This window comes from Lactiplantibacillus plantarum, assembly GCF_014131735.1.
Taxonomy (GTDB): Bacteria; Bacillota; Bacilli; order Lactobacillales; family Lactobacillaceae; genus Lactiplantibacillus; species Lactiplantibacillus plantarum.
In genome coordinates, this window is record NZ_CP039121.1 from 14489 (window position 1) to 35967 (window position 21479).

Below are 21479 nucleotides of genomic sequence, written 5' to 3' on the forward strand. Positions count from 1 at the left end.
TTTAGCGTGTGTGTAGCAACCATTTTAATCAGTTTAATAATGTTAACAATAACGGGAGTTGCGGCCGTTGGGGGGCGGTCAACAGTCACCGTTAGCTTTTATGCTGGTCAGAGAACTCAGCAACAGATAGATAATCGCAACGTTAAGATTCCTAATGGGACCAGGCCATATCGTGTGGTGACAGAAAAGACGTTGACAAGACCAAAGGGGTATTATCAATTGCCACAGACTGATGAGCAGCTCTTAACCTGGTTTTATGCGAGTTTCGGTAGCGTGCTACTGATATTATTGATGGTTATCCGTTGGTTTAATAAAGAAAGCTATTGCTAGGTAAGGAGGGACCGTAGAAGTGAGAAGGTTACTTACTGGCACGTTGGTCGTGGGTGGGCTGTTATTGGTAGTTTGCCTCATGGCTGTTAATGGGCAGGCAAAGGTTGTCGATGAGCCGACCAGTGCGATGCAGGATATTACAACTAATTTCGAACAACGAACAATTGGTCGAGTGCCATGGCCCATTACACACATTGCGGCTAATTATGTGCGAGATGGTCACATGACGCACAAGACTAGTCGAGTGAAAATTACTTTAGGGAAAGGTGTAGTACATTCGCCGAATGGTAAGGGATTATATAATTTATGGGATCTGGTTTTGAATCGCCAAGGCAAAGAGTATGGTGCAACTTTCCTGGCTTATAATATCAATAATCGAGTTTGGCGACCGCATCGAACAGATACTATCAAGACGCATGGAATCAAAGCAGGTCAGCCGGTTTGGATTGGTAATAAGAGCAGTACTAATGCGAGCAGTAATCCCATTCGAACACTGCCTGCTTACATGGTAACGAAGCAGTACTGTCAAATGGTTAGTCAGATTAAATTATCACCACATATTACTGGATTTGAGGCTAATAAGCGCATCATTACCGGGACGGGCACACAAGGTGGTGATCTAATCACGGCTAAATTTGGTAATCAGATCAAAAAAACACGAGTCGATCATGAGGGGCGCTGGCAGATGAAATGCTTTAGCGGTAATGGTCACTTGATGGTAACGGAAACAAATGCGTATGATGATATTCCAGGGCACACTGAAACGGTGATTAATAACGGAACTCCACGAACGGATGCGACGATTAAGCTCAACTTGTTTTTAACTAATGGTCATACCTTTTCAACCGCTAAGGGACGCAAGGTATTAGTGACCGGAATGATCTTGGGGACTGATCAGAATGATTTTGATCGCGATGTTGTTTTAAAAAATAACGCACTAACCATCCACTTTGCCCATGCTGATGGAACGCCCATCGCTAATTATAAGGCTAATGGTTCGGTGAATGAGCCAGATAAGGCGGGGTATTTTCATCTGAAATTACCCACTGAATCGCTTAAACAAGGGCCTAATGATGTGAAAGTGTGGGTGTCAGATCAACACGGCCAACGATCTAATATTGATACGTTAACAGTTAATGTAAATTCAGGACTCATGTTTGGTCAAATCAATGCTCAAATGCGTTTTCGGAGTAACACGATTCCACAAAGCGAGCGCTTATTATCGCCCACAAATCAGTGGCAAATTGAGGTTCATGATACGCGATCAGTTGCTTCAAAGTGGTATGTGTATGCCACCGCAACTAAAATGAAGTCTGCTCAACACTCATTAATTGGGGATTTGGTCTATATTGATGCTGCTGGTCAAAAACATGTGATGACCAATCAGGAAACGTTGGTAGGCCATGGCACACATACAAATCCTAATCAACAAACTACAAATATTGCAGCAACCTGGCAAGCGCGACAAGGTATTTTTCTCGATGTTCAGCCCGAATTGTATGCAGGATCCTATCATGGAAAGATCAATTGGAGTTTGCAAGATACACCACAATCTTGATGAGTGGAAGAAAGATGTCATCAAGATGTGTTAGTTAGTCATTAAGGAAATTATGAATGACCGTCAAGATTGTTTTGGCGGTCATTTTAGTGTGATATCGTTGCAAGGTTACTTATAAATTTGTAAAAACGATTCACCAATACCAGACAAGCTGAGTTGATTGGACTATAATGATTGGAAGTTATAGCGGGGTAAGGGAGAACGTTTGATGAAAACTTTTAAGAGTATTATGAGCTGGGTACTACCAATTGTAGTGGGGTTACTCGTCGCCATGGTGATCAGGCACTTTATTTTTACGATGGTTCGGGTGGATGGACCGTCAATGGAACCTAACTTAGATGACAATGAGCGCGTCGCCGTGGTCAAGACAGCTAAGATTCAGCACCTCAGTGTCATCGTTTTTAACGCCTATCAAGTTGATCCAGACGCACGCTCCAAGACGGTCAAATATGTCAAACGAGTGATCGGAATGCCCGGTGATACAGTTAAATCTGAAGACGGCCGACTCTATGTCAATGGCAAGCTTGTCCCGCAGAAGTTCATCAGTCAGTATGAGCGGACGCAGGGAACGACAAATTGGGATTTGAGTACGCTGGAGAACCGTTACAGTTGGAATCTGAAAACAACTAAGGTCCCTAAGCATTCGTACTTTGTGTTAGGTGATCATCGGTCAGTGTCAAATGATAGTCGTTACTGGGGATTTGTCCCAGCCAATAAGGTATTGGGCGTGGTCAAAGTGCCATTTTGGGACTCGAATAAAACTAAGCGCCATAATATTAATTCAATTAGTTACTGAATAGCAGCCAGCGCGACTCGTTAGTGAGCGCGCTTTTTTTGTATGCTCACCAACTGAATGGTAGGGGGGAACTAAGTTGGTTAGTCATTCTTTACAGGGAGAACAACGTGGGATGGTTAAAGTGACTAATGTTGTTCAGAAAAGCAAACAAAAGGTAGCATCTAAATTGAATTTAATGGTCAATAAGCCTAGAATAATGGCAAGTATCACGATGGAGGCTGGTAAATATGGCAACTGAACTAACACCGGATGCACTTGCCGCTTTACGGACAACGCATGCGCAGGATCGAATGGCACCAGTATTGACGCGAGCGATTACGAAGAATGGGATTGAGGCTGCAAGTTTTGATAATCAAGCTGCGAGTCGCTTAGCACGGACTTTTTCTGTTGAAGTACCAACGGGTAAGGTCAGTAATCAGAAGCACAGCGGTCGTTGCTGGGAGTTTTCATTATTAAACACGCTCCGGCATAAGTTTGCGACCCGGTATCACGTCAAAGACTTTGAGTTATCACAAAACTATTTGTTTTTCTGGGATAAGATTGAAAGGGCTAATATTTTTTATCGGAATGTTGAACAAACGGCGCGTCAGCCGATTGATGACCGGCTTGTTCAGTTCTTATTTGCTAATCCGGGCGAAGATGGTGGTCAGTGGGCGATGGCGGCCAGCTTGGTTCAAAAGTATGGCGTCGTTCCAGCTAGTGTGATGCCAGAGTCCTTCAACACTGATAATACGACGGCATTTCAAGCCAGTTTATCACGGCAGCTTCGTAAAGATGGGTTAAAACTTCGGCAACTCGTGATGGATGGTGCAAGCGAGGCCGAGCTACAATCACTGGAGAAATCAATGTTGCAAACGGTCTATCGGATGACGGCGTACTCATTTGGTGAACCACCAACTAGCTTTGATTTAGAATATCGTGATGATGAGCAACAGTACCATCGTACGGCTAATTTAACGCCTCAGCAATTCTATCAGGACTACTTTGAAACTGATCTGGATGATTACGTGGTCGTTACTAATTCACCAGATAAGCCGTTTAATCGACTTTATAGCTTGCCAGACGAGGATAACGTGATTGGTGGTAAGCCTATCGAATTTTTGAACCTTGATATGGGTGTGCTGACGGACGTTGCTGTGCAACAGTTACAGGCTGGCGAAACGGTTTGGTTTGGCAACGATGTGTTGCGACAGATGGACCGGAAGACGGGATACTTGGATGCTCATTTATTTGAAACTGGCAAGTTATTTGGAACCAACGATCATCTGACTAAGGCGCAACGGCTGTTAACAGGTGAAGGTGAAGTTAGCCATGCCATGACGTTAACCGGCGTTGACTTAGTGGCTGATACGCCAACTAAGTGGAAGGTCGAAAATAGTTGGGGTGAGCAAGTAGGTGATCAAGGCTACTTCGTAATGAGCCAAGATTGGTTTAATGAGTACGTCTATGAAGTAGTTGTTCACAAGCATTTCTTGGCACCGGAATTTCAGGCGCTGCTTAACGAACGTGCACAGCGGCTACCCGCATGGGATCCGTTGCACTAGGAGGGTAATGTGATGGGAATATTTTCAGAACGATTAAAAGAAGCGATGCAACAAGCGAACATAACCTCTGCTCAGTTATCTAAACAAACGGGAATTGGTCGTTCATCAATCAGCCAGTGGTTAAGTAATAAATACGTGGCTAAACATGATAAGGTTACGGCGTTAGCGACGGTACTGAATGTGTCGCCAGATTGGCTGCTAGGTACGACTGATGTTGCAACAGCGGTGGCCCCGGAAGCGGTACCGATTCCAGTATCGGTCACGCCAACCCCTGCCGTTGACCCCGAATTAATAACATTGTGGGAACAGCTGGATACCAAACAACGATCTAAGTTGATCAAAAAGGCACGGAAGTTGTTGACTAAGTCGGCCGAACAGCCCAACACAAAGCGGAAAAAGAACAAGAAAAAGAAAAAAGGCAAGAAACGGAAATAAGGCAATGCAAAAAACAACTTTTGCTCCTCAGCTCGTCGTGAGGAACAAAAGTTGTTTTTGACTGTCATGATGAATGATTAGGGGTTGATAATGGTGAACTAAATGGTCCATTTTTCCCAGTCACGCGCCCAAATCAGTCCCATGACGCCTTCTCCAACGTGAACCCCAACGACGGGACCGATCTCGCCTTCATCGATGGTGAGATCAGGAAAGCTAGCCTTCAAGTCAGCTGTCCATTCGGCTTGGAGTTTCGGATTGTTGCCGTTTTCGATTGTGACGCGAAGTGGATAGTCAACGGCAGCAATCTCAGCAGCTAGCTTGGCTTTGATGGCTGCGTATGCCCGCCGCATCGTTCGTTCTTTTTGAATAGCGACGATCTTGCCATCTTGAAAGGTCAGAACGGGTTTAATGCGTAAGAGGTTGCCAACGAGTCCAGAAGCGTTTGAGAGCCGACCAGTCCGAACCAAGTGACTGAGATTATCGACAACAAAATATACGCCGGTTGTTTCACGGATTTTTTTGAGCTGAGCAATAACTTGTTCGGGTGAGTATCCTTCAGCGACTAATTTAGCAGCTAACAAGACCATGTAAGCTTCTCCACCAGCCGTAATTAGTGAATCAAACGGATAAACCTTGATGTTGGTTACGTTTGGCAGGTAACTTTCGAGATTAGTAATAAAGCTGGTGATACCAGAAGAAAGATGGATACTAATGACAGCATCATAGCCCGCCTTTGCCAGCTGATCATAAGTCGTTTGCATCTGACCAAGGGTAATCTGAGTGGTCGTTGGTAACTCAGGCGCGGTACGCATTCGTTCATAAAATTCTTTGGACGTTATTTCGACGTTTTCTAAGTAGGTTTGGTGACCAAAAATAACAGTAATTGGGACGACGTGAATATGATACTTTTCAACATCGGCCGCTGAGAGGTAGCTTGCGCTATCCGTTACAATTGCGGTTTTCATTTTTCCCCCGCTTTCATTTGGTGAAAGTATTGCCTAACATTATAACGCTTGTCAGTAGTTGAAAGCTAGCTTTGATGAATAGATTAAGGCGATTAATGTTTGAAATTCTCAACAACTAACGTCATAATGAGAATCATTAAATGGGGGAGGGCACAGGATGACCAAACGAATTGAGATAAAACCGGCAACAGCTGCGGATCAAGCAGCGCTGGCTGAAATATATTTAGTGGACCGTCAGCAAGATTTTCCATGGGTCACTGATCCACAACTGCAAGATTTTAACGAAGACAGCCGTGGTGAATTCGTGCTGGTCGCGTGGATTGATGGTCAGCGGGCTGGCTTTTGTTCGTTGTACCGGCTGGCCAACTTCATTCATCTGCTTTTTGTGGCCCCAGATTTCCGCCACTTGAAAGTTGGTGAGCGGCTACTGACAGAAATGCGCCAGTATGCAACCGAACCACTCACGTTGAAGTGTGTGATGGCCAACGAAAATGCCCTGCGATTTTATGCGCAAGTAGGGTTTCGAATTGTCAAAGCAGATGCGGACGCGCTCCCACCAAATTATACGTTGCGTGATACGCATACTGAGCAGTACGTGGCATTAGTGGATGTTATGGCCAATGAACGCAAGCTTAATTAATCTAATTTATTTTTAATTTTAAGGTTGACATTGTGATAATCTGGCGCTAGAATCTAATCATTAATTAAATTTAGATTAAAAACCGTGATAAGGAACGGTGCTAAGCTGGTTAGTTAGCGAGCTGCGGATTGGTGTAAGGCAGTCAATACCACTTAACATAGATCACCTTGGAGTTGCGCCTCGAAATTCGTGGAGATGGTGCTGGATGGTACCCATTAATGTACCGGCGTATCGCAATTGCTGTACGTACTAAGGTGACTATTGTGAAGTAGTCGCGAATAAAGGTGGTAACCCGTTCTGGACGTCCTTTAATTAACTCATAGGAGTTAGTTAAAGGACGTTTTTTTATGATTTAAAGGTGGTGAGGAGTATGGAATCGGACATTCAGGTGGCTAGTTACCAACAAATGTGGGCAATGGTAACTAGTCGCACGAGGACTTGCTCCTCGAGTAACACATAGGTCAACAAGGAATCAAAAACACATAGTATAACTGAGTACTCCGGGTAGATCACATACGATACCACGTGTATCGATTAACACATAGTTTTAGCAACGTGCAATTTATACGTTTAGACACACATAGTTTTAACATGAACGATATTTATGACCCGTAGTCTTAATAATTCGTATTTAAGACGCCCGTACAATTAGCTGGCGCACTGAATACATCCAAATAATGAAGTGACAACTAGATTAATTGTAATGAGTTAACGTATTAGCAATGATTAGACGGCCTCATTACGAACACATATTGGGATAACAGTAACCACAAACACATAATGGAGGTTTTATAATGACAACTACCACCACAGAAACAGAAACTCAAGTTGCACAACAGCTATTTACGGCCTATCAGACACAGCATGCGTTAACAATGGCTGATCTTACAAGTAGTGTCGCTGACGAAGACGCTGCGTATCGAGTTCAAGCCGCATTAACGGCCTTAAAACAGCAGCCGGTTGGTGGATACAAGGTCTCGTTGACGAGTGCAGAAACTCAAAAGATGTTTGATGCTCATACGCCGCTGTACGGTGCCCAGGTTGCAGATCACTTTTTGGCGGCACCAACCACGGTTCGACGCGGGCAACTAATGGACCCACTCGTCGAAGTTGAGTTGGTCTTTAAGGCTAAAGAAGCCCTGTCAACCACCGATTCATTGACCGATTTATGGCAAAAAACGACTGTCGCGCCGGGACTTGAATTGCCAGATTCACGTTTTGCTGACTGGTTTCCCGATTTGCCTAAAAATTTGGTGGTCGCGGATGCCGCAGTCGGTGGGCTAGTGGTATATGGAACTGAACGGGAGACTGCCGAGTTATTCGCTTCAGCTGATGCAGTGGCAACGCCAAAGTGTACGCTAGTCCATGATGGGGAGACGGTTAAAACTGGTCAAGCGAGTGAAGTGTTGGGTAACCCGCTTGAGTCATTGAAGTGGTTAGTCGGCAAGCTTGCAGAGCAAGGTAAGACATTAACGGCTGGTCAACGAGTTTCGTCGGGGACGTTTGTCCTACCACCACATTTGACCGCGGGGCACTGGCAAGCCGACTTCGATGCCGGGCTGGGACAGGTCGCACTGGATGTAACGGAAGCCTAAGTAAAATAATTACGAAAAAGGCCTTCATAAATGTCATGACATTTATGAAGGCCTTTTTGAAGTGTTGCTAAATGAATGTTTTTCAGATGATTAGTAATTTTCAAAGATTGGACAGACTGATAATTATCCAATTTGTAGACCAGAATGTTTCACGTGAAACATTACTTATTTAGACGATGGTAGTTTTGATCAAAGTACTTGCCGTTGCGAATATCATTCGGCATTTCTTTGTAAGGTGCTTCACTGATTACATCTTCGTTGTTTTGGCCGGCGTCGCCCATGTAAGTAATATTGGCAAATTCGGGTACAACTAGTTTTGGATAAGTGGCATACTTTTCACGAGACTGTTCCATTAAATCGATGTGTTCGTTTTGGTAAGTGACCGTAATTTCAGGGTGTTCTTCAACCCACTTTGGGAAGAAAATCGTACCGTGTAGTTTCTTCTCATTGGGCATGAAGTCTAGTGCAACGTCAGTCCCAGTTGGTTCAGTCCAAGAAATTTTGTAAATGCCTTCGGTCAACATGACGATGTCAGCTTTTTGATCAGTGACCCAACGACCGGCAACCATCCCACCGTGGATTCGGTAATCAACGGTGTGGTCGTTCTTGGCGTACCACTCGTATTCCCAGCCGTTATCATAAGTGTAGATAAAGTGTGTGCCGAGAAAGTCATCAAGTGTTTTAAAAGTTTTTGTCATTAGAATTACCTTCCTTATGTCTAATATGTCATTTTAATCATGTAATTTATTACATGTTTTAAACAACAAGGTTAGTGTATACTGTTATCAAGGAATCGTCAAGGAGGAATTTCCAATGGCGCAAAAAAACAAGTTACAATTTATTATTCTAGGGTTATTAAACCAGCAACCATTAACGGGCTATGATCTAACTAAAGCCTTTGATGACGAGATCGGTGAATTCTGGCAAGCTCAACATAGTCAAATTTATCCGCAATTGAAGCGACTAGAAGAACAAGGTTACGTCACGCATGAAATTACGGTCAGTGGCGAAAAACTTGAAAAGAAACTCTACCACATCACCGCAACTGGTCGGCAGCTGTTACATGAGTGGATCAGTGTCGGTACACCAGACTTAACCGCTACGAAAGATGAATTTATTTTAAAACTATACTTTATTCAAACGGATCGTGATCCACGCCTACTAGCGATGTTACAGGAACAGCTCACCCTGCACACAGCTAAGTTAGCACACTTACAACAGCGATTGGCGACCGTTTTCCCGCAAGCTAAAGCTGCTAAGCAACATTATGGTCACTATTTGATCTTACAACATGCGATCGGACGAGAAGACTACTATGTGAATTGGTTGAAGCAGACGTTGAAAGCCTTACCGGAGTAATGGGGAGAGTGCTGCCGCTCTAACTGGTGGCTGGAATCATAGCGTTAAAAGCTACCCTTAATTATTTAGAGCGGCGTTTGAAGGAAATCAGCTTATGATTATATGCGTGTGAGAAATGGTGCCGTTTGAATTCTGAAACTGGTATAATGGCAGTGGTCAATATCAATTCACTTCAATGAGGAGATTAACTATGGAAAATCAAAAAATGCAAGAGCCACTTGTCTATCGGCGAATTTTACTGACCGTTGATGAGGACGATAATACCTCTTCAGAACGTGCGTTTCGATACGCAACGACTTTGGCCCACGACTATGATGTTCCGTTAGGAATTTGTTCGGTGCTGGAAAGCGAAGATATCAATATCTTTGATTCATTAACACCGTCGAAGATCCAAGCTAAACGGAAACACGTTGAAGATGTTGTTGCTGAGTATGTTCAGCTTGCAGAACAACGAGGCGTTAATCAAGTAGAGCCGCTTGTCTATGAAGGCGGTGATGTGGATGACGTCATTTTAGAGCAAGTTATTCCAGAATTTAAACCAGATCTATTAGTGACCGGTGCCGATACTGAATTTCCACATTCTAAGATTGCTGGGGCAATTGGTCCGCGTTTGGCCCGAAAAGCACCTATTTCAGTTATCGTTGTTCGGTAATCAAGACTCGGGACAGGGATTAAGATCCAAGCTGATGAAATTTTAACAACCGCAAGCTCATCATGGCTAATGAGGAGCTTGCGGTTGTTTTTGACTGCTATTGTTCATTAATGAACTTAACAATTGAATTTTTTTATTGGCTATAAATACTGCTAAACATGAGTTTATAAGTGTACTGTTTGGATGATATTAAATAATTTTTCAAATTCTTGTTGCATTATGAGCAAGGATGGCTATAATAAAGTTTGTAAATTAATTCACAAAGGAATTGAACGGAGGAAGCACTTCATGATTAAGACAGAAAAAAATCAAACAAGCAAAGTTACTGACGAAGTTGATCAATTAGTTCAACGTTCTAAGAAAGCATTAGCTATTTTGAAGTCATATACCCAAGCACAAATCGATGATTTATGTGAAAAGGTTGCGGTTGCCGCACTGGACAATCATATGAAGTTAGCCAAGTTGGCGGTTGAGGAAACCGGTCGGGGTGTTGTTGAAGATAAGGCGATTAAGAACATCTACGCCAGCGAATATATCTGGAACAGCATGCGCCATGATAAGACAGTCGGCGTCATTAAAGAAGACGATGAAGAGCAACTAATGGAAATTGCTGAACCAGTTGGTATCGTAGCCGGGGTTACACCCGTAACGAATCCAACTTCAACAACGGTTTTCAAGACGTTGATCTCATTAAAGGGGCGTAACACGATCGTCTTTGGTTTCCATCCTCAAGCTCAGAAATGTAGTTCTGCGGCTGCTGATGTGATGCGGGAAGCGATTAAAGCTGCTGGTGGTCCAGCTGATGCTGTTTTATACATCGAACACCCAAGCATTGAAGCAACCGACGCCTTGATGCACCATACGGATGTTGCGACGATCTTGGCTACCGGTGGTCCAAGTATGGTGACAGCCGCTTACTCATCAGGTAAACCAGCACTGGGTGTTGGTCCTGGTAACGGCCCAACTTATGTTGAAAAAACAGCTGACATTAAGCAGGCGGTTAACGACATTGTTTTATCGAAGACGTTTGATAATGGGATGATTTGTGCTTCTGAAAATAGTGCCATTATCGACAAGGAAATTTATGCTGAAGTTAAAGCTGAATTTATTCGTTTGGGTTGCTACTACGTTAAACCTAAAGATGTGCAAGCCTTGAGTGATGCTGTCATTGATCCTAACCGGCACACAGTTCGTGGTCCAGTTGCTGGTAAAACAGCTTATCAAATCGCACAAATGGCTGGCTTGAAAGATGTCGCTAAGGACTGCCGGGTCTTGATTGCGGAGATTAATGGTGTCGGTATCAAGTACCCATTATCCGGCGAAAAATTATCACCAGTTCTGACCGTTTACAAAGCGGATTCGCATGAAGCGGCGTTCAAACGGGCTAATGAATTACTTCACTATGGTGGCTTAGGCCATACTGCTGGGATTCATACGACCGATGATGCATTGGTCAAAGAATTTGGCTTACAAATGCCAGCTTGCCGGATCTTAGTTAACACGCCATCTTCAGTTGGTGGGTTAGGTAACATCTACAATAACATGGCGCCTTCATTAACTCTGGGCACGGGATCGTATGGTGGCAACTCGATTTCTCATAACGTTACAGATATGGATCTGATTAATATCAAAACTGTGGCAAAACGGCGTAATAACATGCAATGGGTCAAAATGCCTCCCAAAGTCTACTTCGAACGCAATTCCGTTCGCTACTTGGAACACATGGCCGGGATTAAGAAGGTTTTCCTAGTTTGTGATCCTGGGATGGTTGAATTTGGCTATGCTGATCGAGTAACGGCGGTCTTGAACAAGCGGACTGATCCGGTTGATATCGACATCTTCTCAGAAGTTGAACCGAACCCGTCGACTGACACAGTCTACAAAGGGGTTGCCCGGATGAAGGCCTTTAAGCCAGATACAATCATTGCACTCGGTGGTGGTTCTGCAATGGACGCCGCTAAGGGGATGTGGCTCTTCTATGAACACCCAGAAGCTTCCTTCTTAGGTGCTAAACAGAAGTTCCTGGATATCCGGAAGCGGACGTACAAAGTACCAGTATCCGAAAAAGTAACTTATATTGGGATTCCAACGACTTCTGGGACTGGTTCTGAAGTAACGCCATACGCGGTTATTACGGACTCCAAGACGCACGTCAAATACCCGATTACGGACTACGCAATGCAACCAGATATTGCGATCGTTGACCCACAATTTGTTGAAACGGTGCCAAAGCGGACGACGGCTTGGACTGGTCTCGACGTAATTACCCACGCAACCGAAGCATATGTTTCAACGATGGCTTCTGACTTCACACGCGGCTGGTCAATTCAAGCCTTGCAATTAGCCTTCAAGTACTTGAAAGCTTCTTATGATGGTGACAAGATGGCTCGTGAGAAGATGCACAATGCCTCAACGTTAGCTGGGATGGCCTTTGCCAATGCCTTCTTGGGTATCAACCACTCGATCGCCCATAAATTAGGCGGGGAATTCAACTTACCACACGGATTGGCAATTGCGATCACTTATCCGCAAGTCGTTCGTTACAATGCTGAAATCCCAACGAAGTTAGCAATGTGGCCGAAGTACAACCATAATACTGCCTTAGCCGACTATGCCAACATTGCCCGGGCCTTAGGGTTACCAGGCAAGACCGACGAAGAACTCAAAGAAAGCTTAGTTAAAGCTTACATTGACTTGGCTCACTCAATGGATGTGACCTTATCCTTGAAAGCTAACCGGGTCGAAAAGAAGCACTTTGACGCCACCGTCGACGAATTAGCCGAACTGGCCTATGAAGACCAATGCACGACCGCTAACCCACGCGAACCTTTAATCAGTGAATTAAAGGCGATTATTGAACGTGAATGGGACGGCCAAGGTACTGAAAAATAGCCCTTTGTGAATTAAGGGAGCCCGCGCTCATGATGAGCGCGGGCTTTTTTGTCATGTGGTTTTAGAATAACTACCTGGAAAGTTTTTACTGTTTGTTTTCAGAGGAGGAGAAAATGAAGACTTGATATGGATAAATTATCGGCTTGCACACTATATAGATATACTTATAGGTGTACTAAATATTTTTGAGATTCGGTTAGGAAAATTCGGCGTTCTAGGCTACAATAATGCAAGAGTTAATTTTACGGAGGAGAAGCCCATGAAAAATAAGGCAGTCACAATCAAAGATGTTGCGCGCCTTGCAGAACGCTCAATTGCGACCGTGTCACAAATTTTAAACGGGCATGGTGATAAGTTTAGTGCGGCGACGGTTGCTAAGGTGGAAGCGGCCCGGGATGAATTAAATTATGAGCCCGATTACTTTGCTCAGCGGATGATTAAGAAGACCAGCAAAACAATTGGGGTCCTTGTGCCTGATATCCGGAATCCCTTTTTTGGTGAGCTACTTCGAGGCATTGAAAATGTCTTGTATCAGCAAAATTTCATCACGATGTTGTGTAATGCTGATCTGGATGAAGACAAAGAACGCGTCTATTTGGATGAACTCAGCCGCCGGGGTGTGGATGGCTTTATTATCGCAAGTTCGGCCGTTTCCAATAATGCGATTAATGATATTCTACGGCAAAAGGGTCACCCATTTATCGTCTTAGACCAAAAGCGCGCCGAAGGGTTCAGTGATTCTGTGTTGACTGATGACTATGATGGGGGGCGGCAAGCTGCTCAACACTTAAAAGATTTGGGACACCGGCAAGTCGCCGTTCTTATTCCAGCAAAACCGTCAGCCAATGTCCAAAAGCGGCTTAGTGGTTTTTATAGTGTGTATCCGCGGACAGCGGTACATGTCATCGCGACGCCGCTTTCTAAAGTGGGTGGTCGCCAAGTTGTTCCGGAAATTTTGGCGACTGGGGTTACGGGGATCTTTGCAGTCAATGACGAAATCGCATTCGGTGTATACTTAGGCATGGCTGAACATGATAAGCGGATACCGGATGATTACAGTGTCATTGGCTATGACGATGTCGAAATGTGCCAATATGTCGCGCCACAGCTTACAACCATCGCACAACCGATTTTTGAGTTGGGGCAAACGACAGCCAACCAGTTACTCGACCGTATTGCTAATCCGCAGCAGCCATGGGAAGAACACCACTTACCAGTTAAATTAATTGAAAGAAATTCGACGGCACATTTGAATTAATTATTCAGATGTGTTATATTTTTTACGAGTTATTAAAACGTTGTCATAAAACGTTTTAATAAAAACTAAATTCAGATTAATTTAACTATTTGGAGGGACCATTATGAATACGGTAACCGTTATTGGGAGTATCAACTTAGACCGGACGATTCGGGTTGAAAACATGCCAAAGCCTGGCGAAACGATTCACACTAAGGAAATCTTTTCAGCCGGTGGTGGTAAGGGCGCGAACCAGGCCGTCGCAGCGCAACGTTCTGGTGCTAATACCCACTTTATTGGTGCGGTTGGTGACGATGCTGCTGGTAAAACCATGCTTGATTTATTGACGCAGGAAAAGATCAACTTGGCAGGGATCACAAAGATGACTAATCAATCGACAGGTCAAGCTTACGTCACGGTTGATGATGCCGGTGAAAACCAAATTATGATTCATGGTGGTGCCAACATGGCCTTTACGCCAGCAGACGTTGAAGCCCACCGTGATATCATTGAAACTAGTGATTTTGTGGTTGCACAATTTGAAAGCGCTGTCGATAGTACGGTCGAAGCCTTTAAAATTGCACAGGCCGCTGGCGTAAGAACAATCTTGAATCCCGCTCCAGCCATGGAAAAAGTCCCCGCTGAACTTTTAGCAGTTACTGACATGATTGTACCAAATGAGACGGAAACGGAAACTTTGACTGGGATTGCAATCACCGATGAAGTCAGCATGTTAAAGGCGTCCGCTGCATTACACGCCCTCGGTATTTCAGCTGTTATCATTACGATTGGTAGTAAGGGTGCGTTTTATGATATCGATGGGCGACATGGTATCGTACCAGCTTTTAAAGTCGAAGCCGTGGATACGACTTCAGCCGGAGATACGTTTATTGGCGCGATGAGTAGTGTGTTAAATAAAGATTTTAGTAATCTTGAAGATGCGATTCGCTATGGTAACCGGGCGTCATCGATTGCCGTACAACGTTTCGGTGCGCAACCATCAATTCCTTATAAAAATGAAATTACAGCCGCGGAGGGTAAATAATTATGAAAAAAACAAAAGTTATTAATTCAGATTTGTCACGAGTTATTGCAACGATGGGCCATTTCGATAAGTTGAGTATTGGTGATGCTGGCATGCCAGTACCAAGTTCAACCGAAAAAATCGATTTAGCCGTTGATAATGGTATTCCTAGTTTTATGCAAGTCTTGAATAACGTCTTGGAAGAGCTTGAAGTACAACGAATCTATTTGGCAGAAGAAATTAAAGTTCAAAATCCTAAGATGTTGACGGCCATCAAGAAGCGCTTACCAGACACCCCAATTACCTTCATTCCACATGAAGAAATGAAGAAGGACTTGGCTGACTGCAAGGCCTTTGTTCGGACTGGTGAAATGACACCTTATTCAAATATTCTATTGGAAAGTGGCGTTACTTTTTAAAGTAGTTGGTGATTAATGGAGGGATTGGAATGAATACTACCGCTTTACTAATTGGCTTAGGGCCGTTACTTGGTTGGGGACTTTACCCCACGATTGCGTCGAAAATTGGTGGTCGGCCTGTTAATCAGATCTTGGGTTCAACTATTGGAACGTTAATCTTTGCGCTGATTTATGCATGGGTGCAAGGGATTGCTTTTCCAAGCGGCATGAATCTCTGGTTTTCAATTCTATCAGGGATCGGTTGGGCAAGTGCCCAAATCGTGACATTTAAAGTGTTTACGATGGTTGGTTCTTCACGAGCAATGCCAATTACGACGGCCTTCCAGCTGTTGGGCGCATCACTGTGGGGCGTCTTCGCCTTAGGTGACTGGCCTGGGGCAATGGACAAGGTCTTGGGTGGCCTAGCCTTAGTTGGAATTATCATTGGTGCCTGGCTAACAGTGTGGTCTGAACATAAGGATGCAGGTAACGCCCGGACCTTACGCCAAGCTGTTATCTGGTTAGCAGTTGGTGAAATCGGGTACTGGGCTTATTCGGCTGCGCCCCAAGCAACCAATATTGGTGGGGAGGAAGCCTTCGTTCCCCAAGCAATTGGGATGGTTATTGTTTCGATCGTATATGCCCTGTTCTTAGCATCACGAGGTGAAAAGTTAGCCCTCGTTGAAGGGGTGTCATACACGCACATCATCTCAGGTTTCTTCTTCGCGTTTGCGGCGTTGACTTACTTAATCTCTGCGCAACCAAATATGAACGGATTAGCAACCGGCTTTATTCTTTCACAAACCTCCGTTGTATTGGCAACGTTAACCGGTATTTGGTTCTTAGGCCAAAAGAAGACTACCAAAGAAATGTGGGTCACGATTGGTGGACTGATACTAATTATTGCGGCAGCAGCTGTTACGGTGACGATTTAAAACAAATTAATATGGCTATAAGACTATTTAATAGAGTCGCTTTGAAGGAGTTATACGCTTCTTTAAAGCGACTCTATTTTTACGGTTATTGATTACAATGGTCGATTACAAAATTTGCTTTATGATATGGCGATAATGAAAATAATTCGGCATAATATTTATAGTTTATATCAGACATCTAAATGTTTGATGAATCATTAGTCCATTAATTTAAAAAGCCAATGAAAAAAGAGTGCATTAATAATGTATGCGCTTTCGTATATATTTATCTGTGAAGAAAAGAAATGATTAAGGAGCGATTTTGATGAATAATTCATGGATTAATATTTCGGGTAAGGTATACGTTGTTACTGGGGGCTCATCCGGTATTGGTAAAGCAATTGTAACTGAATTATTGAATAACGGGGCGATTGTTTATAATGCTGACCTCAATCAAGGTGATCAGCAAAATGATAATTTACACTTTGTTGAAACCAATGTCACAGATGCGGAAGCGGTTAATCGGCTGGTCTTAAAGGTTGTTGATGAACAAGGAAAAATTGACGGGCTTGTAAATAATGCTGGTATCAATTTGCCACGTTTATTGGCTGACGCCAAGGATCCTCACGGTAAGTATGAATTTGCAGAATCGGATTTTGCGAAAATGTTTGCCGTGAACGTGAAAAGCGTCTTCCTTGTATCGCAGGCAGTTACCCATCAATTCGAGAAGCAACAGTACGGTGTTATTGTTAATATGTCCTCAGAAGCTGGACTTGAAGGTTCACAAGGACAGAGTGTTTATTCAGCAACTAAGGGAGCGATTAATGGGTTCACTCGTTCGTGGGCTAAAGAATTAGGTGAACATAATATTCGGGTCGTTGGTGTCGCGCCAGGTATTATGGAAGCTACTGGGCTAAGAACACGCTCTTATGAAGAGGCGTTAGCTTATACCCGGCATAAAACTGTTGATGACATTCGGGCAGGCTATAAGAGTACGTCAACCACACCTCTTGGTCGGAGTGGCAAACTATCAGAAGTTGCGGATGCAGTTAACTATTTACTATCAGAACGTGCCAGTTACATTACCGGGGTTACGATTAACGTTGCGGGAGGCAAGAGTCGTGGTTAACCTTTAAATTTTAGTTGGGGGCATGGTGAGGCAATGGATAGGCAAAGTTTTGAAATATTAAACTTTTTTATTAATAATGATGCATTGACACTAAGAGAATTACAATCCCATTTTTCTGTTTCGAGAGTCACAATTACCAAGAATATTCGTGCAATCAATGATTATTTGGTGGGTATTGCAAAAATCAACGTTAATCAAGCCAAGTTTTACCTAGTTATCAATAATTATTCTGCCATGGCTAAGCTACAAACTAATTTTTTGAAAAAGGATTTAGATTTCAATGATCCCTCAAAGCGACAAGCAACGATTTTAAAAGAATTGTTACAGCAAATCACGGATTACGTTATTCTGGATGATTTGGCAGAATCATTGGCTGTGAGTCGTGGCACTATCAATAAGGATTTAAAAGCGCTCAAACAACAGCTTGATTATTACCAAGTCAGAATTGAGACAAAAACTAATCGTGGGATTCATTTAGCGGTTGAACATGATTATATGTATGCAGTAATTACACGAACTTTAGTCGGGAAATACTACGAACTGGAAGCAACCTGGGATAAAGCGACAGATGTCAAATTGCTTAATCTTGTTAAAAAACTTGATCATAATAATGATACTGTGACCATGGTTAAAAGAAATATTGCAGTTATTAATTGGTTACGTAAATATAACATTCAAATCAATGATCGTATTAATAACTATCATCCACTTCTTAGTGATGTAACGATGGCGTGCTTGCGGAATCTAGTTACTGAGATAATTGGTAGCTCGTTAAGCACTAGCGAATGGGAGTTTATTTCATACCCATTAAACATTAGAAAGCTACCGAAGGATGATAATCAGTTAGTTCAAGTGGGATTGGTCGAAGTTGAGGATTTAATGCAGTCGGTTTTTCCAATCCTTAAGCAAAAATTAGATGTGAATTTGGACTTTAAACGGCTGTTGATGGAGTTGCGATATCATTTATTATTTCTCATTAATCGGGCTATTTTTGATGTCAAGTCAGAAGGATTTATCTCGGTAGACATGTTAAGTAAGTATCCAGTTTCAACGGAGTTAGCGCAATTAACATTATCAACCATTGCCACTAAATTGAATATTCGGATTCGTTCCCAGGAGGTTGGTTATTTAACAGTCTATTTTCAGATGGAGCTTGAAGAATACATGGCAGCGCCAATTATTCATCGGGTTGCACTAGTTGAGCCCATTAATACTAGTATGAAAAAGTTTATTTCCGAGAAATTGAAAGAAATGTTAGATGATGATTTGCAGATTGATGTTTTTAACTCAATTAGTGAATGGGAGCAGAGTCCAGAAAAATATTTACTGATTTTTTCTAACAGTTTTTTAACAGATAATGAATTAATTAACCACGCGCCTATTATTCGGTTGAATTCTATTTTTAATCAAGGAACGTTACGTGAACGTCTTCAAATTTCGTTGGTTGATGAAGCTGTTAATCAGGGGCAGTGTCGATTTGATGTCACGCAGTTTGATGAACAGGAGACCTACGTCACTGGAGTGAAAAAATTAATTAATCAAGAGATACAACATGGTCAACTGACACCAGATTTTATGCAAGCTTGGCTTAATCGAGAGCAACAATCGAGTAGTATTTTTGGTGATGGGGTTGCATTGCCACACGTTATTGATAAATCTGGACTAAATCGAATCCTTGTAACAGTAGGAGTGTTTGAAAAACCGGTAGTATTCGATAATCAAAAGGTAAACGTGGTTTTTTTGGTCGCAATTCCGTATAAACTAGATGCAACATTAAGCAAAATATTAGCACAAGTATACGATCTAATTCGCAGTATCACAGCTAACAGCAATATTTATAATAACTTGAAAAATTATGATGAAAATCAAGGATTAAATCAGTTGATGGAGGCGATTTAATGTTAATTTATTTTGGCGTGATCCTAGTCAGTGCGTTTCTATTACAAGGTTTCCTTGGACTAAGACAAATTAAGAATTTTTCTAAAACCTTTCATCAATTACGAGTGTTAGCGCCAGTAGCAATTGGCAAAAATCCTAAAAAATTACGGTCGGGGACACTAATTCTATTAGCGATAAAGGATGACGGCACGATCTTAGAGGCTCAAATGATGAAGGGGGTTACGATTTTTGCAAAGTTTAGGGAATTGCATCAACTGCGGCAGAAAAATATTGCGGAAATTGCTGCTTCATACCAGCAATTAAAACAATTCGATAAGCTAACGCGAGTTTGTCTATTGGATGCCTATAAGAACTATTTAAATTACAAAGCAAATCAGCTAACGCCACAAGATTTCGATGGTAGTGTCAAAATTTGGAGCCTACCAATGATTGAAAAGCTGAAATCTATTTATTATAAAGGCTTAGCAAGTTTGCGAAAAAAACAAGTGAACGTAAAGGAGCATTAATACTATGAAAGTAGTCACAGATTTGGCCTCGGGCTTTATGGGGCTGTTTCAGAGTGGTGGTAAAACATTAATTGGATGGATGACATCAATTATTCCTGTTGTGCTATTGCTGTTAGTCTTGATGAACGCGATTATTGCCTTTGTTGGTGACAAGAAGATGGCCAAGTTGGCCAGAGCTTCGTCAAAGAATCCTGTAACCCGTTATTTAATTTTACCGTTTGTTTCGGCATTTATGCTCGGTAATCCTATGGCGCACTCAATGGGACGGTTCTTGCCAGAATACTATAAACCTAGTTGGTATGCATCGATTGCTCAATTTTGCCACACTAGTAATGGGGTATTCCCACATATCAATCCTTCCGAGTATTTCATTTGGTTAGGGATTGCGCAAGGGGTTCAGAAGTTGGGATTGAATACAATGGATTTGGCGATTCGATATCTATTAGTCGGCCTAGTAATGAACTTTATCGGTGGTTGGATTACTGACTTTACAACAGCCTATGTTTGCAAACAACAAGGGATTACCTTGTCCAAGAAAGTTGAATTTAACGGCTAATTGAGAGAGTGAGGAACGAGATCATGGCAAAGGAATATCATAGTATCAAAGTTGTTAAAGGCTCTGGTGGCTGGGGCGGCCCGCTAATTATTACACCAACTATCACGAAGCATAAATTTGTTTATGTCACTGGAGGTAATAAACCAGCAATTGTTGATAAGATTGCTAAGTTGACAGGAATGGAAGCTGTTGATGGCTTTAAGACGTCAATTCCTGATGAAGAAACAGCATTAGCGGTTGTAGACTGTGGTGGGACATTAAGGTGTGGAATTTATCCCAAGAAGGGTATCAAAACAATTAACGTATTACCGACTGGTAAGAGCGGTCCCTTAGCGCAATTTATGAATGAAGCTAATTATGTTTCCAATGTAGATGTTGATCAGATTATGTTGGTAACATCTGAGGAGGAGCAATTTTCTGACAGTCAAAATGAAAGCGCTAACCAATTTGAGAATGTAGATGACGATACGAAATTCGATAATACAAAGACACTAACAGCACAAACAAAAAATCCTGGGATCTTAACTAAGATTGGGATTGGTGCTGGGCGAGTCGTTTCGACGTTTAATCAGGCCGCAAAAGATGCTGTTCAAACAGTTATTAATACTATTATTCCATTTATGGCATTTGTGGCATTAATTATTGGGATTATTAATGGCTCTGGAATTGGTAAGGTTTTTGCCAGTATCATGGAGCCGTTAGCAGGCAATGTCTGGGGCTTGATGGTTTTAGGATTTATTTGCTCATTACCATTCTTATCTCCATTGCTTGGGCCAGGCGCAGTTATCGGTCAAGTTATCGGGACCTTGATTGGCGTTGAAATCGGGAAAGGTAATATTCCACCACAGTATGCATTACCAGCATTATTCGCGATTAACACGCAAAATGGTTGTGACTTTATTCCAGTTGGCTTAGGACTAGCTGAGGCTGATTCTAAGACGGTTGAAGTTGGGGTGCCATCAGTGTTATATAGTCGGTTTATCAACGGCGTTCCGCGGGTCTTTATTGCTTGGATTGCAAGTTTTGGATTATATTCAAAATAAATTTTTA

The 21479-nt window shown here is 42.6% G+C and carries 21 protein-coding genes; 19 read left to right on the top strand and 2 right to left on the bottom strand.

Annotation, left to right across the window (positions count from 1 at the left end; genetic code table 11):
- Positions 1–39: 39 nt before the first annotated feature.
- The 5 genes from E5260_RS00065 (at position 40) to E5260_RS00085 (ending at position 4663) form a co-directional block, all read left to right on the top strand.
- Complete coding sequence (locus tag E5260_RS00065; protein WP_223843864.1) at positions 40–330, top strand: cell surface protein; 291 nt, start codon at positions 40–42, stop codon at positions 328–330.
- A gap of 19 nt (positions 331–349) precedes the next feature.
- On the top strand, positions 350–1888 hold the full coding sequence (locus E5260_RS00070) for a cell surface protein (RefSeq protein WP_003641617.1): 1539 nt from the start codon (positions 350–352) through the stop codon (positions 1886–1888).
- A 208-nt stretch (positions 1889–2096) separates the two neighbouring features.
- Positions 2097–2684: a signal peptidase I gene (gene lepB, locus E5260_RS00075; RefSeq protein WP_003641616.1), complete on the top strand. Its 588-nt coding sequence runs from the start codon at positions 2097–2099 to the stop codon at positions 2682–2684.
- 227 nt (positions 2685–2911) lie between these two features.
- Entirely contained in the window at positions 2912–4228 is a 1317-nt protein-coding gene (locus E5260_RS00080) for a C1 family peptidase (RefSeq protein ID WP_003641614.1), read from the top strand.
- Positions 4229–4240: 12 nt separating this feature from the next.
- On the top strand, positions 4241–4663 hold the full coding sequence (locus E5260_RS00085) for a helix-turn-helix domain-containing protein (protein ID WP_003641613.1): 423 nt from the start codon (positions 4241–4243) through the stop codon (positions 4661–4663).
- Positions 4664–4761: 98 nt separating this feature from the next.
- Here E5260_RS00085 and E5260_RS00090 read toward each other — a convergent pair whose 3' ends face one another.
- Complete coding sequence (locus E5260_RS00090; RefSeq protein WP_003641612.1) at positions 4762–5628, bottom strand: DegV family protein; 867 nt, start codon at positions 5626–5628, stop codon at positions 4762–4764.
- A gap of 157 nt (positions 5629–5785) precedes the next feature.
- Between E5260_RS00090 and E5260_RS00095 the strand changes: the two genes are divergently transcribed.
- Positions 5786–6268, top strand: coding sequence for a GNAT family N-acetyltransferase (locus E5260_RS00095; protein ID WP_003641611.1), 483 nt, complete (start codon positions 5786–5788; stop codon positions 6266–6268).
- A 794-nt stretch (positions 6269–7062) separates the two neighbouring features.
- A complete protein-coding gene (locus E5260_RS00100; protein WP_003641610.1) occupies positions 7063–7863 on the top strand; it encodes a 2-keto-4-pentenoate hydratase in 801 nt (266 codons plus the stop codon).
- Positions 7864–8024: 161 nt separating this feature from the next.
- Here E5260_RS00100 and E5260_RS00105 read toward each other — a convergent pair whose 3' ends face one another.
- Positions 8025–8561 (bottom strand): phenolic acid decarboxylase, encoded by a 537-nt coding sequence (locus E5260_RS00105; RefSeq protein WP_003641609.1) that lies wholly within the window; start codon positions 8559–8561, stop codon positions 8025–8027.
- 115 nt (positions 8562–8676) lie between these two features.
- On the opposite strand from E5260_RS00105, the gene E5260_RS00110 reads away from it, so the two are divergent.
- The 12 genes from E5260_RS00110 to srlE all read left to right on the top strand — a co-directional run bounded on the left by E5260_RS00110 (position 8677) and on the right by srlE (position 21472).
- Positions 8677–9222: a PadR family transcriptional regulator gene (locus E5260_RS00110; protein WP_003641608.1), complete on the top strand. Its 546-nt coding sequence runs from the start codon at positions 8677–8679 to the stop codon at positions 9220–9222.
- Between the two features lie 190 nt (positions 9223–9412).
- Positions 9413–9874 (top strand): universal stress protein, encoded by a 462-nt coding sequence (locus E5260_RS00115; RefSeq protein WP_003641607.1) that lies wholly within the window; start codon positions 9413–9415, stop codon positions 9872–9874.
- Positions 9875–10162: 288 nt separating this feature from the next.
- Positions 10163–12766, top strand: coding sequence for a bifunctional acetaldehyde-CoA/alcohol dehydrogenase (gene adhE, locus E5260_RS00120; RefSeq protein ID WP_003643605.1), 2604 nt, complete (start codon positions 10163–10165; stop codon positions 12764–12766).
- Positions 12767–13025: 259 nt separating this feature from the next.
- A complete protein-coding gene (rbsR, locus tag E5260_RS00125) occupies positions 13026–14024 on the top strand; it encodes a ribose utilization transcriptional repressor RbsR (protein ID WP_003643604.1) in 999 nt (332 codons plus the stop codon).
- Positions 14025–14127: 103 nt separating this feature from the next.
- On the top strand, positions 14128–15048 hold the full coding sequence (gene rbsK, locus E5260_RS00130) for a ribokinase (RefSeq protein ID WP_003641604.1): 921 nt from the start codon (positions 14128–14130) through the stop codon (positions 15046–15048).
- Between the two features lie 2 nt (positions 15049–15050).
- Positions 15051–15446: a D-ribose pyranase gene (rbsD, locus tag E5260_RS00135; RefSeq protein ID WP_003641603.1), complete on the top strand. Its 396-nt coding sequence runs from the start codon at positions 15051–15053 to the stop codon at positions 15444–15446.
- Between the two features lie 29 nt (positions 15447–15475).
- Positions 15476–16360 (top strand): ribose/proton symporter RbsU, encoded by an 885-nt coding sequence (gene rbsU / locus E5260_RS00140; protein ID WP_003641602.1) that lies wholly within the window; start codon positions 15476–15478, stop codon positions 16358–16360.
- A 304-nt stretch (positions 16361–16664) separates the two neighbouring features.
- Positions 16665–17468: an SDR family oxidoreductase gene (locus tag E5260_RS00145; RefSeq protein WP_003641601.1), complete on the top strand. Its 804-nt coding sequence runs from the start codon at positions 16665–16667 to the stop codon at positions 17466–17468.
- A 33-nt stretch (positions 17469–17501) separates the two neighbouring features.
- Positions 17502–19367 carry a BglG family transcription antiterminator gene (locus E5260_RS00150; RefSeq protein WP_003641600.1) on the top strand — a complete coding sequence of 622 codons (1866 nt, stop codon included), beginning with the start codon at positions 17502–17504 and terminating at the stop codon, positions 19365–19367.
- The gene (locus tag E5260_RS00155; protein ID WP_003641599.1) at positions 19367–19873 is read left to right on the top strand and encodes a transcriptional regulator GutM; all 507 of its coding nucleotides are present in this window, start codon (positions 19367–19369) and stop codon (positions 19871–19873) included. Before E5260_RS00150 ends, E5260_RS00155 begins: the two co-directional genes overlap by 1 nt.
- Positions 19874–19877: 4 nt before the next feature.
- Positions 19878–20429 (top strand): PTS glucitol/sorbitol transporter subunit IIC, encoded by a 552-nt coding sequence (gene srlA, locus E5260_RS00160; protein ID WP_003641598.1) that lies wholly within the window; start codon positions 19878–19880, stop codon positions 20427–20429.
- Positions 20430–20452: 23 nt separating this feature from the next.
- Entirely contained in the window at positions 20453–21472 is a 1020-nt protein-coding gene (gene srlE, locus E5260_RS00165; RefSeq protein ID WP_003641597.1) for a PTS glucitol/sorbitol transporter subunit IIB, read from the top strand.
- Positions 21473–21479: the final 7 nt, after the last annotated feature.